Origin of the sequence: Sphingomonas sp. NFX23, from assembly GCF_049887795.1 — a bacterium.
Taxonomy (GTDB): Bacteria; Pseudomonadota; Alphaproteobacteria; order Sphingomonadales; family Sphingomonadaceae; genus Sphingomonas.
On the sequence record NZ_JAGEKH010000003.1, the window covers coordinates 59,473 to 72,755 of the forward strand.

A 13,283-nucleotide genomic window follows, 5' to 3' on the forward strand; every position below is an offset into this window, starting at 1 on the left:
GTAGTTCCGTATGTTCCGTCCGGGGGACGCCCTAGGGGGCGAATGTCCTTGTCGGGTCGACGTCGCTACCGCGATGCCGGTTCACGCTTCAGAGGTCTTGTGTAGAGCGCGCGCATTGCCGCCTCCATCTTCTCACGGTCGACGCGAAGTACGACGGTCTGCGCGCGTTCGCCGAGATGTGGGCGGTATGCGTCGTGCCACGACAGGGTATCGCCGTATCCGGCGGTCTGGCTCGTGTCGAAATCGATGTAGAGCGTCTCGGCGCGCGTGACGATGGCCGGCTCCAGCCAGGCCATCGCCGCGATCTCGTCCCACATCGGAAACCCCGGTTCGAGCCCGGTCTGTAGTGCATCGGTGAGCGCCGTGCGGGCCGGCTTGAGGCTGTCGAGGAAACCCCGCGTCCACTGCGTGCCCGTCGACGGGTCGATCGGGACCATCGTCACCTTCGGCCACGCGCCGTGCGCCATGATCCGTGCGGCTTCGGGATCCCAGCGGATGTTGAACTCGCGCCGGGGCGTATTGACGAACTCGCGCGCGAACTCTGCGGCGGCGGGCGTGTCGAGACACTGCTGCGGATTGAGGCTGCCGCCCATGTAGACGAGTTCCTTCACGTTCGCGGCGAAGCTCGGGTCGAGGCTTTGCGCGAGCGCGATGTTGGTCATCGGACCGGTGGCGAACAGCGTGATCTGGTGCGGGTGCGCGCGGACCATGCGGACGAGGAACGCGGCGGCGATCTCGCCGGACGGCTTGGTGACGGGATCGCCGATCGGCAGGCTGGGCACGACCGAAGGCGACGGTGTCCCGGGGGTGGACTGGCCCGCGCCGGCGGACGCGGGCTCCGTCCAAGGTCCCTTGAACTCGAGCCGCCCGTAGAGCCCCTCCCACCGCTCGGTCGCAGCCTCGCTGTTCACCAGCGGATAGGTTGCGCCCGGCACCACCGGTACGTCGGTCCGCCCGAGGATTTCGACGGTCCGCAACGCATAGGCCGTAGCGGTATCGCGCCAGACCGAACCACTGGTCGTGGTGATCCCCAGTACCTCGACGCCCGGTGCCTGGAGCAGCAACGCGGGCGCGCCGTTCAGACCGACGACATCGTCATCGATCAGGACGAGCCGCTTGGCTGGCGCTCCCTTCGCCGCGATGGCGACGGGCATCGCGAAAGCCAGCAGACCGAGGCCGACCGTAGAGAAGAAACGAAAGGCCATCGCGCAATTCCCTGCCTGACCGGCTAGCCCGTCGCCTCATGTAAAGGCCGCGCGGAACCGACCGGTCACGCTCTCCGATCAGATCAGCACCTTGTCCAGCGTGATCGGCAGGTCGCGCACGCGCTTGCCGGTGGCGTTGTAGATCGCGTTCGCCACCGCCGCGGCAACGCCGGTGATGCCGATCTCGCCCACGCCGTGCGCGCCCATCGGCGTGTGCGGGTCGGCGATGTCGGTCCAGATCACGTCGATCTCAGGCACGTCGAGGTGCACGGGCACGTGATATTCGGCGAGGCTCGGGTTCATGATGCGGCCATTGCGCTCGTCGAACTGCGTCTCCTCCATCAGTGCCATGCCGAGGCCCATGACGATCCCGCCGCGGAACTGGCTGCGCGCGGTCTTGGGATTGAGGATACGCCCGCAATCGAATGCGCCCAGGAAGCGGCTGACGCGCGTCTCGCCGGTGACCGCGTTGACGCGGACCTCGCAGAACAGCGCGCTGTGCGAATGCATCGACCAGTGCATCAGTTCGAGCGGCTGCGACGCTTCTTCGCTGACGACGACGCTCTCGCGCTGCGCCCGTTCGAGGATCGAGACATAGCTCTCGCGGCGGGTCGGATCGTCGAGCTTGGTCAGTCCGCCATCCTCGCTGCCGACCTCGTCGGGCGACAGGCCTGCGAGTGGCGAATCATTGCCCGCGAGCTTCAGCAGTTCGGCGACCAGCGCATGATGCGCGGCGATCACGGCGGCGCCGATCGCCGCGGTCTGCTGCGATCCACCGGCCAGGATCGCGCCGGGAATGATCGAATCGCCATAGCCGACCGACACCCGGTCCAGCGGTAGCCCGAGGCGATCGGCGGCGACCATCGCGGTCGTCGTGGACGTCCCCATGCCCATCTCATGCGCGGCGATCTCGACAAGGGCATGCCCGTCACGACTCAGCGTGATCCGTGCGGCAGCGCCTGGCATACGGTAATAGGGATAGGTCCCGGTCGCGCAGCCCATGCCGATCAGCCACTCGCCGTCGCGACGTGTTCCCGGCTCAGCACGACGGTCGCTCCAGCCGAACCGCTCAGCACCACTCCGCCACGCCTGGACGATGTGGCGTGACGAGAATGGCAAGCCCGTGGTCGGATCCCTGTCCGGCTCGTTGCGGATGCGTAGCGCGATCGGGTCCATGTCGAGTTCGACCGCCAGCTCGTCGATCGCCGACTCCAGTGCGAACGTGCCGACCGCCTCGCCGGGTGCGCGCATGAAGGTGTTGGCGAGCATGTTCATCGTGACCGTCTCGACGGACAGCTTGAAGCTGTCCGCCGCATAGCCGCCGCGCGTGCCGAGGATGAACGGTTCGGGCATGTTGTTGTGCGGGGTCATCGCGGCGATGCCGGTGTGGACCAGCGCCTTGAAGCGACCATCCGCGTCCGCGCCGATCGCGACCCGCTGCTCGGTCAGCGTACGGCCGCCGACGACGCGGTACACGCCCTCGCGCGACAGAGCGATGCGGACCGGGCGCCCAGCGAGCTTGGCCGCCGCGGCGCCGAGGATCTGATGATCCCACAGGCATTTCCCACCGAACCCGCCGCCGACGAACGGCGATGTGACGCGCACCTGTGCCGCCTTTAAGTCGAACACGTCGGCGATCGTCTGCGCCTCTGCGGTGACGAGCTGCGTCGCGTCGTGGACGACCAATTCGTCGCCGATCCACGCGATCGTCGCGGCATGCGGCTCGATCGCGTTGTGATTGTGACGCGGCGTGCGATAGACCTGATCGACCTTGTGCGGCGCCGCTGCCAGCATCGCATCCGCGTCGCCGATCTCGTTGAGCAACGGCTGGCCCATGAACAGGCCCTGCTTGGGTCCTTCAGCCTTGGCTGCAGCGAGCGACGTCGTCGAAGGCTCGGCCGCGTAGGTCGCGACGATCAGCGACTTGGCATGATCGGCCTGCTCCTGCGTCTCGGCGAGCACGACCGCGATCGGCTGGCCGTTCCAGTGAACGCGGTCGTCCTGCATGACCGGCAGGTCCGCCGGTCCCGCCGCTGTGGGGGAAGAGCCGAACACCGCGGGCGGGTTCATCCGGGGCGCGTTCAGGTGCGTCATCACTACCACGACGCCCGGCGCCGCCTCCGCAGCCGCGGTATCGATCGCCGCGATCCGCCCGCGCGGAATCGTGGCATAGGCGAGCGCAGCGTAGACCATGTTCTCCAGCGGAAACTCGGCCGCGAAGGTTGCCGCACCGCGCACCTTGAGCGGGCCATCGAGCCGCGAGACCGACGTACCGATCAGCCCGTGCTGCTGGCGGATCAGCGGATCGGGCACGCCGCCCGGAACCCAGCTGTCGGGAGCGAGCGGCACCAGCTTGCTTATTGCGCCCTGGACCAGGCCCTGCGCGGTTTCCTTGACCGTATCGACGATGCTCATGCTGCTGCTCCGGCAAGGTCGCCAAGGACGGCGACGAGGGTGCGCTTGGTCAGTGCGATCTTGAAACCGTTGTCGCGCAGCGGCACGGCGTCCGCCATCTCGGCGACGGCAGCGGCGAGGAACGCCTCCTCGGTCGCGGGGCCGCCTCGCAAGGCCGCCTCAGCCTTCGACGCGCGCCACGGCTTGTGCGCGACCCCGCCGAGCGCGATCCGTACGTCCTTGATGACGCCGCCATCGATCTCCAGCGCGGCTGCGATCGAGACCAGCGCGAAGGCGTAACTCGCCCGGTCGCGCACCTTGCGATAGGTCGAGTTGGCCGCGAAATTCAGCGGCGGCAGTTCGATCGCGGTGATGAGTTCGCCCGGCTCGAGCACGGTATCGAACTCGGGATGATCGCCCGGCAGCCGATGAAGCTCGGTGAAGGGCAAGGTCCGTGCCCCACCCCGCCCGTGCAGATGTACGGTCGCATCGAGTGCAGCGAGCGCCACGCACATGTCCGACGGGTGCGTCGCGACGCACGCCGACGACGCGCCGAGAATGGCGTGTCCCCGCGTGAAACCCTCGATCGCGTCGCAGCCCGACCCCGGCGCGCGCTTGTTGCAGCGCGATCCGTCGGTGTCGTAGAAATAGGTGCACCGGGTCCGCTGGAGCAGGTTGCCGCCGACCGTCGCCATGTTCCGGATCTGTGCCGACGCTCCCGCCAGGATCGCGCGCGACAGTACCGGATAGCGCGTCCGCACCGCCAGATGCTCGGCCAGCGCGGTGTTGCGGACCGCCGCGCCGATCATCAGCCCACCGCCCTCGGTCTCCTCGATCTCGTTCGACAGTCCGGTCACGTCGACCAGCGCGCTTGGCTTGGCGACAGTCTCGCGGATCAGGTCGACCAAATTGGTGCCGCCGCCGAGATAGGCCGTCGCATTCGCCTGCCCGAGCCGGAGCGCGTCGGCCGCGTCTTCGGCCCGTGCATAGGTGAAGGGGGTCATGCCGCCATCTCCGCTGCCACGGTTTCGCGGATCGCGTCGATGATCCCGTTGTGCGCGCCGCAGCGGCACAGATTGCCGCTCATCCGCTCCTGCAATTCCTCGCGGGTCAGCGTCACGTCGGCGGTGAGATCGGCGCTGACATGGCTCGGCACGCCGCGCTTCGCCTCCGCCGCCATGCCGACCGCCGAACAGATCTGGCCGGGCGTGCAATAGCCGCACTGGAAGCCGTCGTGATCGATGAACGCCTGCTGCAACGGATGCAGCGCATCGCCGTCGGCCAGCCCCTCAATCGTCGTTACCTTGCGCCCGTCATACTGCACCGCGAGCGCGAGGCAGGACACGATCCGCTCGCCATCGACGAGCACGGTACAGGCGCCGCACGCGCCCTGGTTGCAGCCCTTCTTGGTACCGGCCAGATGCAGCCCCTCGCGCAACAGATCGAGCAGCGAGACACGGGGATCGTCGGGCAGCGCCACCGCTGACCCGTTGATAAGTATCGACATCGCCACTCTCCTGTTGAGCCGGCGGTGTCGTTGCAACCGCCGAGTCCGTATTTCAGTACCGAGCGGTATAGTCGCGCCCGGCGGGGTCTGCCAAGCGCCTGGCGGTGCGATCGTGAAGATAGATCGATGCCCTCTTGCCGCCGCGTCGCGCATCGGCGAGCATCACGCATCAAAGGGGGAGAATGTGATGATCAAGGCATGGATGATCGGGCTGACGGCAATCGTCGCGGCACCGGTAATGGCGCAGGGCAAGCCGTCGACCACGACCTATATCCAGGCGGGCACTGTGCTCGACCGGCCCGGCCAGGCACCGCGCGGCAACACCACGATCATCGTCCGCGACGGGAAGATCGTCGAGCTGCGCGATGGCTTCGTCACGCCGGAACAGGGGGCAAGGCTGATCGACCTGCGTACCGCGTTCGTACTGCCCGGGATGGTCGACATGCACGTCCATCTCTGGGGCATCGGCGGCGATCCGATGCGCGCGCGGCTGGAAGCGCTCAACCGCGATCGGTTCGACGACGAGATGACCGCGGTTGCCAACGCCCGCACGACGCTGGCGGCAGGCTTCACCTCGGTTCGCGACCTGGGCGGCGATCCGCGCGGTATCCGGGCGCTGCGCGATGCGATCGATGCCGGTACCGTCGAAGGGCCGAGCATCACCAATGCCGGCGAGATGATCTCGGTGACGGGCGGGCACGGCGACGGCGGCAACGGGCTGGCGGAGGAGTTCGCGGACATGGTGCACGCGAAAGAAATGAACCTGTGCGACGGCCCCGACGATTGCCGCCGCGCCGTGCGCGCGCAGGTCGCGTTGGGCGCGCGAGTCATCAAGTTCGCGGCGACCGGCGGCGTGCTGTCGAACGTCAGCGGCGGCCTCGGCCGTGCGATGACGCCGGAGGAGATGCGCGCGATCATCGAGACTGCGCATGCGCTCGGCCGCAAGGTCGCTGCGCACAGCCATGCCGCCGAGGGCACGAAGGCCGCGCTGGAAGCCGGTGTGGACTCGATCGAGCACGGCACGTTCCTCGACGACGAGACGATCCGGCTGTTCAAGACCAAGGGCGCCTATCTGGTGCCGACCGAGATCGCACCCGTCGCGGCACTGGCCCAGGCACGCGGCGGTGCATTGCCGCCGGCGACGATCGTCAAGGCCGAGGCGGCGGCCGCGGCGATGGCGGCCAGCCACCGCCGCGCCTATGCTGCGGGGGTCAAGGTCGCGTTCGGCACCGATACCGGCGTGTCGAAGCACGGCGACAACGCCACCGAGTTCGCGCTGATGGTCAGGAACGGGCTCACCCCGACCCAGGCGATCGCCGCCGCCACGGTGGGGGCCGCAGACCTGCTCGGGCGCGACGACATCGGCACGCTCGCACCTGGCAAGACCGCGGACATCATCGCCGTTGCGGGGTCTCCGCTGCAGGACGTCACGCGGCTGGAACACGTCGAGTTCGTCATGCACCGTGGGACGGTCGCCAAGACGCCTGCGACCGGCATCTGATTGGCCGCCGCTCAGCGCGCGCTCAGCCGATTAGCATGCGCGCGCCGAGAGCGGCGAACAGCGCTGGCGGCATCACCACCGCGCCGACCTTCAGGAATCGCCAGAAGCCGACGTCCTCGCCCTCGCGGCGGATCGCGGTCAGCCAGAGGATGGTGGCTAGCGAGCCGGTGATCGACAGGTTCGGGCCGAGATCGACGCCGATCAGCAGGCCGTCGGTGACGATCTGCGGAACGTGGGCCTGTTGCAACGTGGTGCTGGCGATCAGTCCAGCCGGAAGGTTGTTCATCAGGTTCGAACCGAATGCCAGGATCGTCCCCGCAACGCCTGCGGTCGTCGACGGCGTTTGCGCCGCACCCGCCGCAAGCCAGCGCGCCAGCATCGTGATAACGCCGGTGCTCGCCAGTGCCTCGACAAGCACGAACAGGCCCGCGATCAGCGGCAGCACCGCCCAGGATACCGAGCCTAGCGTCGTAAACGGCGACTTGCGCTCCCCGATGCAGATCGCGGCCATCGTCGCGATACCAGCAAGGCAGGTCGGCAGTCCTAACTCATACCCCTGCGCCGACGCGGCGATCAGCAGAACTGCGGTCGCGACGATCCCGCCGAGCGCGATCTTGCCGCCACGCGGCAGCGTGCCGGTCTCGACGACTGTCTCGCACTGCCCGGTAAGCCGCTCGCGCTCGACCCAGCGCAGCATGAGGAAGGTAACGCCGATCGACACCAACGACGGCAGCGCGAACGACGCCATCCACGCCCCGAGCGACGGCATTTCGCCACCGTACAGCACGAGGTTCGCCGGGTTGGAGATCGGCAGCACGAAGCTCGCCGCATTGGCGATCAGCGCGCAGGCGAACAGCATCGGCAGCGGGTCGGCCTTCGCCTTCTTCGCCGCGGCGTAGACGGCGGGGGTCAGCACCACTGCGGTCGCGTCGTTCGAGAGGAAGGTCGTGACGACGATGCCGACGCCGAAAACCAGCGCGAACAGGCGGCTGGTCGATCCCTTTGCAAGCCGCACCGCGTGCTCGGCGACCCAGTCGAACAGCCCCTGCTCGCGGGCGACCTCGGATAGCAGCATCATGCCGATCAGGAACAAATAGACGTCGCCACCCTTCAGCACCGCCGCCCATGCAGCAGCGGGCGACATCAGCCCGAACACGAGCAGCACCGCAGCGCCCGCGACCGCCCAAACCGCTTCGGGCAGCTTGAACGGACGCGTGATAACGCCGAACGTCGCGACGAAGCAGATCGCCCAGATCGCGTAGGTGTGGAGCGTCATGCCGCGGGCATCCGCGAGTTGAGACGCGGGACCATCGTCATCGTTGCCGTATTCACCAATCGAGTCCGTTCTTGTTCGGGCCGCGTTGCGCGCCGTCGATACCACGATCGAGCCAAGCACCGATCGCGTTCACGTCGCGGCCTAGCGCTACGGGAGGATTGCGCTTCGGTCGTGGTCCTGTGTTGCGGACGAGGATCTCGATCCGGTCCTCGGTCCCGTCACAACGGACGGCGAGACGGTGGAGGCCATCGGCTATGCCGTCGACCGAGGCGTTCCAGAGCGAGGGCACTCCGTCGACGCGCGTAATCTGGATGGCTTGGCCGTCATCGACGTGCAGCGATACTGTATCTGCGGCGCCGAATATCTTCGCGCGGACCGTGAAGGCGCTGCCGGGCACGTTGTCGGCGCGCGCTGGGTCGGTGATCAGGCGGCGGTCGGCGGGGCTGGTGATCTGGACGAGCGGCCAGGGATCGTCGATCGCCTGGAACCGCCAGCTCGGCACGCCGTCGTCGAGCGTGACGATCGAGAAACCAGGTGCGCCCTCCTCGATCTGGCCGGTCGAGCGGGTCGCGCCGTAGATCACGCGGCCGTCGTTGAGCAGCTCGTTGTAATGCGTGTGCCCGGTGTCGACGAACGCGACGCGGTGCGCGGCGAACAGCCCGGCGATACCGTCGGGATCATCGCGCAGGTCGCCGGGATAGGCATGCATGAACACCGCGACCGGTTCGCCAGCCACCGCAGCGGTGCTCAGTTCGCGTTCTATCCAGGCACGCTGGGCCGGGTCGATCCGGAAGTCGGGACCGCCCTTCCCCGCCGAGACGATATCGAGGAACAGGCAGCGATAACCCGCGATCGTCTCTGCATAGGGCGCCATCTTCGCGGTGATCGCGCGAATCGCGGTCAGGTCGCCGGGTTCGAAATCATGATCGCCTGCCAGCACGTGCCACGGCAGCGACAGCCCCGTCATCGCGTCCGCAATCCGCGCATATTGGTCGTCGGTACCGTGATTGGCATTGTCGCCGGGCAACAGTGCGAAGTCGACCGCGTCGCCCAGATGGGCCTCGGCGCTAGCGATCAGCGTGCGAAACCGAGACAGTCCTTCATACCCATCGGCCTCGTCGACATGCAGATCGCCAAAGTGAATCCAGGTCAGGCATCCTGTCATTAAAGCTCTTTCAAGTCGTGTGGCAGATGATCCGCCGATGCAGCCCATAGCGAGGCTAAGGGTTCATCGTTCCGTGACAATAACTTCATGATTTGAGACTTAACGGGCTCGTTCAGTTTCGGTTTAGCTTTTGACTTCACTGGATAATATCAGGCCGAACAATATTTCCGCGGCGTGGAAACTTTGCCCGGTGCCGCAGCTTTAGCGATCCGACGGCGCGCAGGTTTCCCGCAGGGCACCGCGTTCGACTACACCGATATTCAGGGAATTCTCATGGCCACGACGGACACGGCATCCGCCAACAGCGGCAAGGCCAAGGGCGGGTCGGACGCTACATCCGCACCCAAGAAGACGCTCGACGCGCTGAACTTCTTCCTTGCCGACGTTCGCGATGGGCTCGGGCCGTACCTCGCCATCTACCTAGTCGCAGTGCGTGGGCCTGCGCATGGCTGGAACGAAGCGACGGTGGGGATGATCCTGACGATCGCCGGGATTGTCGGCCTGATCTCGCAGACGCCCGCGGGCGGCCTCATCGATCGCAGCCGGAACAAGCCGCGGATCGTGATGATCGCCGCGCTGCTCGTGACGCTCAGCAGCGTCTCGTTGCCGATCGTCAGCGGGTTCACAGCCGTCGCGGTAACCCAGTCGATCGCAGCGGTCGCTGGTGCTGTATTCGCGCCGGCGATCTCCGCCATCACGCTGGGGCTGGTCGGCCCGAAACTGTTCGCCAAGCGCGTCGGTCGCAACGAGGCGTTCAACCACGCGGGCAACGCCGTGTCGGCGGCGCTGGCTGGCGTGCTCGCGTGGAGGTTCGGACCGGTCGTCGTCTTCTACCTGATGGGCGCGCTGACGGTTGCGAGCATCGTGACCGCGTCGCGGATCAAGAACGACGACATCGACAACGCGGTCGCGCGCGGTCTCGATTGCGAGCCGGAGGACGATTGCGAGGAGCCGAGCGGGTGGAAGGCGCTGGTCGAGAACAAGCCGCTGATGATCTTCGCGGCGACGGCGTTCCTGTTCCATCTCGCCAACGCGGCGATGCTGACGTCGGTCAGCCAGTTGCTCGCGCGCACCGTCGGCAAGGACCAGGCGACGTCGCTGACCGCCGCGTGCATCGTCGCGGCGCAGCTTGTGATGGTACCGGTCGCAATCGTGGTCGGCCGCAACACCGAGAAATGGGGCACCAAGCCGCTGTTCCTCGTCGCCTTCGGGTTCCTCGCAGCGCGCGGCGCTTTGTATACCGTGTCGGACAACCCGTGGTGGCTGGTCGGCGTGCAGGCACTGGACGGCATCGGCGCGGGCATCTTCGGCGCGCTGTTCCCGGTCGTGATCGCCGACCTGACCAAGGGGACAGGGCGCTTCAACGTCAGCCAGGGCGCGGTGGCGAGTGCGCAGGGCCTGGGTGCGGCCTTGTCCGCGACACTGGCCGGCGCGATCATCGTCTGGGCGGGCTACAGCGTGAGCTTCCTGACCCTGGCCGTCGTGGCTGGCGCTGGATTCATGCTCTATTTCTTCGCGATGCCCGAGACGAAGCAGAAGGCGGGGTAAGCCCCCTTCGCCTCACCGGTCGACGGCGATGGTCGGTAAATACCGCGGCGCCGACCGGGCCTTGGCACGCTGTTCATAGGCATAGCCGGCACGCAGCACGGTCTGATCGGCGTACTTTGTGGCGATGAACGACAGGCCGACCGGCAACCCCCGCACGAGACCCATCGGTACGGTCAGATGCGGATAACCGGCGACCGCGGGCAACGTCGCGGCGGAGGGTCCAGCGTAGGTATCGCCGTAGACTGGGTCGCTCAGCCATGCCGCATCATAGGTCGGCTCGACTAGGATCTGCGCACCCGCCGCACGCAGCATCGCGTCGATTCCTTGCGCGCCCGCCAGCCGAAGCGATGTCGCGCGCGCGGCCTTGTACGCGGGATCGTCGAGCCCCTTGGTCTTGTCCGCATCCTCGAACAATTCCTGCGCGAAGAACGGCATCTCGGTCGCGGCGTTCGCGCGGTTGAAGTTGATCACCGCGCCCAGCGTCTTCGTCTGTACTGCCGCTGGCGTGGTCGCGAGATAGGTGTTCAGGTCCGCCTTGAGTTCGGTTTTTAGGACCATCAGTTCCGCTTCGCCCAGTCCGTCGAGCTTCGGCGTCTTTACCTCGACCAGCACGGCACCCGCTGCGCGCAGCACGTTCAGCGCCGCCGCGTAGCGACTGGTTAGATCCGCGGACATGCCGTCGGGCCGGACGACGCCGACCCGCATGCCGGACAACGCGCTGGCTGAGAGTCCCGCGGCATAATCCCTGGTCACCGCCGCCGCCGTCACGCGGTCCGCGGGATCCGCACCGACCATGCCCGACAACAGGAGCGCGACGTCGGTGACGCTGCGCGCCATCGGCCCCGGCGTATCCTGGCTGTGGCTGATCGGCACGACATGCGTACGACTGACCAGACCGATCGAAGGCTTGAACCCGACCAGACCGTTCAGCGACGACGGGCACACGACCGAACCGTCGGTCTCGGTACCGATTGCCGCCGCGGCGAAACTCGCGGCGACCGCTGCTCCCGATCCCGACGAAGACCCACACGCGGTCCGATCCAGCGCATAGGGGTTGCGCACCAGCCCGCCGACCGCGCTCCAACCGCTCATCGAATGGGTCGAGCGGATGTTCGCCCATTCCGACAAGTTGGTCTTGCCGAGGATCACCGCACCCGCGCGGCGCAGATAGGCGACCAGCGGCGCGTCCCGGCGCGTCATGTTGTCGCGCAATGCGAGGCTGCCCGCGGTCGTCGGCAGCAGATCCGCGGTCTCGATATTGTCCTTTATGAGGATCGGAATGCCGTGCAGCGGACCGCGCACATGCCCCGCCTTGCGTTCGGCATCGAGCGCCTTGGCCTGCGCGATCGCATCGGGATTGACCGCGAGGACGCTGTGCAGCGCCGGTCCCTTGCGATCCATCGCGGCGATCCGCGCGAGATAGGCCCGGGTGATGTCGACGCTGCCCGCCGCGCCGTCGTTCATCAGCGTCCTCAACCGATCGAGCGACACTTCTTCGACGACCACCGTCTTGGCGAGAACGGGCGTGGCGACGCAGGCAAGCAGTACCGCAGTGATGAGACGACGCATGAGACCCCCGTAGACAATGTCGCAGGATGGTCCCGAGCCGTGCACCGATGCAAGCGGCATCTGCTCGACGCGTATCCCGCTGACGGCAGGCGATAAACTGCCGCCAGCGGGATGCCCGGTCAGGCTGCGACTAGGCCCGGCGCATAGTCCATCGCTTCCAGATCGGCGATCAATCCCGGACCGGTCGGGTTCCAGTCGAGTTGCGCGCGCGTCCAGTCGCTGGAGGCGAGCATGTCGAGCGAGGCGAACATCCCGAACCAGCCGAAATGATCGTTCGCCTGCTCCTGGGTCAACGATAGCGTGGGCAGGCCCAACCCTGCCGCAACCACCTCGGCGATCGCCCGGGCGCTGACGCCCTCCTCCGCAACGGCATTGTACCGCGCGCCCTTCTCGCCCTTGTCGAGGACGAGCGCGTAGAGTTTCGCCACGTCCAGCACGTGCGCAGCGGGCCAGCGATTGGCGCCGTCACCGACATAGGCGACCACGCCCTTCTCGCGCGCGATATCGATGTAGGGCGTGATCAGCCCCTGCTTGACGGTATCGTGGACCTGCGGGAGCCGCATGACACGGACGTCAAGGCCTGCCTCCAACAGCGCCTGCCCCGCCTTTTCCGACGCGATCCGCGGGTTGGGATAATCGGGATTGAACGCGGACTCGAGCGCAGGCTTGCCCGGGCCGGTATCGCCGATCCCGGTACCCGACGTGATGATCAAGGGACGATCGCTCCCCTTGAGCACATCCCCCATCGCGCCGATCACGCGGCGGTCCTTTTCGCAGTTCGCGACGAAGTTGGTGAACTCGTGGTCGAACGCCGTGTGGATCACCGCATCGGCCTGCTCCGCTCCGCTGCGCAGGCTGTCGAGATCGACGAGATCACCGCGATGTACGTCGGCGCCAGCCTCTACCAGCGACCGCGCGCCGGCATCCGACCGGGTAAGACCCAAGACCTCATGTCCGGCGCTCAGCAGTTCCGGCACGATACGCGACCCGATGAAGCCCGTCGCACCCGTCAAAAATACACGCATCCAAACTCTCCGATATTGTCCGGAGGAAGACTTGGGCGTACTTCAACACCTGTAAAAGTAGTGACCTTATCATGGTATAATCTTCAACAGGAT

General features: G+C 66.9%; 10 protein-coding genes. 2 read left to right on the forward strand and 8 right to left on the reverse strand.

What is annotated here, in order from left to right:
• Nucleotides 1-65: 65 nt before the first annotated feature.
• The 4 genes from J4O76_RS07930 to J4O76_RS07945 all read right to left on the reverse strand — a co-directional run bounded on the left by J4O76_RS07930 (nt 66) and on the right by J4O76_RS07945 (nt 5,106).
• Nucleotides 66-1,205, reverse strand: a complete 1,140-nt coding sequence (locus J4O76_RS07930; RefSeq protein WP_426281211.1) for a nucleoside hydrolase — start codon at nt 1,203-1,205, stop codon at nt 66-68.
• 78 nt (nt 1,206-1,283) lie between these two features.
• Nucleotides 1,284-3,620, reverse strand: coding sequence for a xanthine dehydrogenase family protein molybdopterin-binding subunit (locus J4O76_RS07935; protein ID WP_426281213.1), 2,337 nt, complete (start codon nt 3,618-3,620; stop codon nt 1,284-1,286).
• On the reverse strand, nt 3,617-4,603 hold the full coding sequence (locus tag J4O76_RS07940; RefSeq protein WP_426281214.1) for an FAD binding domain-containing protein: 987 nt from the start codon (nt 4,601-4,603) through the stop codon (nt 3,617-3,619). The genes J4O76_RS07935 and J4O76_RS07940 overlap by 4 nt, the downstream gene beginning before the upstream one ends.
• Nucleotides 4,600-5,106 (reverse strand): 2Fe-2S iron-sulfur cluster-binding protein, encoded by a 507-nt coding sequence (locus J4O76_RS07945; protein ID WP_426281215.1) that lies wholly within the window; start codon nt 5,104-5,106, stop codon nt 4,600-4,602. The genes J4O76_RS07940 and J4O76_RS07945 overlap by 4 nt, the downstream gene beginning before the upstream one ends.
• A gap of 187 nt (nt 5,107-5,293) precedes the next feature.
• On the opposite strand from J4O76_RS07945, the gene J4O76_RS07950 reads away from it, so the two are divergent.
• Entirely contained in the window at nt 5,294-6,607 is a 1,314-nt protein-coding gene (locus J4O76_RS07950) for an amidohydrolase family protein (protein WP_426281217.1), read from the forward strand.
• A gap of 22 nt (nt 6,608-6,629) precedes the next feature.
• Here J4O76_RS07950 and J4O76_RS07955 read toward each other — a convergent pair whose 3' ends face one another.
• Complete coding sequence (locus J4O76_RS07955) at nt 6,630-7,883, reverse strand: arsenic transporter (RefSeq protein WP_426281218.1); 1,254 nt, start codon at nt 7,881-7,883, stop codon at nt 6,630-6,632.
• Between the two features lie 52 nt (nt 7,884-7,935).
• On the reverse strand, nt 7,936-9,048 hold the full coding sequence (locus J4O76_RS07960; RefSeq protein ID WP_426281219.1) for a metallophosphoesterase family protein: 1,113 nt from the start codon (nt 9,046-9,048) through the stop codon (nt 7,936-7,938).
• Nucleotides 9,049-9,321: 273 nt separating this feature from the next.
• On the opposite strand from J4O76_RS07960, the gene J4O76_RS07965 reads away from it, so the two are divergent.
• On the forward strand, nt 9,322-10,596 hold the full coding sequence (locus J4O76_RS07965; protein ID WP_426281220.1) for an MFS transporter: 1,275 nt from the start codon (nt 9,322-9,324) through the stop codon (nt 10,594-10,596).
• 12 nt (nt 10,597-10,608) lie between these two features.
• Here J4O76_RS07965 and J4O76_RS07970 read toward each other — a convergent pair whose 3' ends face one another.
• The gene (locus tag J4O76_RS07970; RefSeq protein WP_426281221.1) at nt 10,609-12,165 is read right to left on the reverse strand and encodes an amidase; all 1,557 of its coding nucleotides are present in this window, start codon (nt 12,163-12,165) and stop codon (nt 10,609-10,611) included.
• A gap of 119 nt (nt 12,166-12,284) precedes the next feature.
• A complete protein-coding gene (locus tag J4O76_RS07975; protein ID WP_426281222.1) occupies nt 12,285-13,190 on the reverse strand; it encodes an SDR family oxidoreductase in 906 nt (301 codons plus the stop codon).
• Nucleotides 13,191-13,283 lie beyond the last annotated feature (93 nt).

Bases quoted from the DNA above. Each gene is read 5' to 3' on its own strand.
- J4O76_RS07945 (WP_426281215.1), bottom strand. From the start codon at position 5,106: ATGTCGATACTTATCAACGGGTCAGCGGTGGCGCTGCCCGACGATCCC.
- J4O76_RS07935 (WP_426281213.1), bottom strand. From the start codon at position 3,620: ATGAGCATCGTCGATACGGTCAAGGAAACCGCGCAGGGCCTGGTCCAG.
- J4O76_RS07950 (WP_426281217.1), top strand. From the start codon at position 5,294: ATGATCAAGGCATGGATGATCGGGCTGACGGCAATCGTCGCGGCACCG.
- J4O76_RS07975 (WP_426281222.1), bottom strand. From the start codon at position 13,190: ATGCGTGTATTTTTGACGGGTGCGACGGGCTTCATCGGGTCGCGTATC.
- J4O76_RS07955 (WP_426281218.1), bottom strand. From the start codon at position 7,883: ATGACGCTCCACACCTACGCGATCTGGGCGATCTGCTTCGTCGCGACG.
- J4O76_RS07960 (WP_426281219.1), bottom strand. From the start codon at position 9,048: ATGACAGGATGCCTGACCTGGATTCACTTTGGCGATCTGCATGTCGAC.
- J4O76_RS07940 (WP_426281214.1), bottom strand. From the start codon at position 4,603: ATGACCCCCTTCACCTATGCACGGGCCGAAGACGCGGCCGACGCGCTC.
- J4O76_RS07970 (WP_426281221.1), bottom strand. From the start codon at position 12,165: ATGCGTCGTCTCATCACTGCGGTACTGCTTGCCTGCGTCGCCACGCCC.
- J4O76_RS07930 (WP_426281211.1), bottom strand. From the start codon at position 1,205: ATGGCCTTTCGTTTCTTCTCTACGGTCGGCCTCGGTCTGCTGGCTTTC.
- J4O76_RS07965 (WP_426281220.1), top strand. From the start codon at position 9,322: ATGGCCACGACGGACACGGCATCCGCCAACAGCGGCAAGGCCAAGGGC.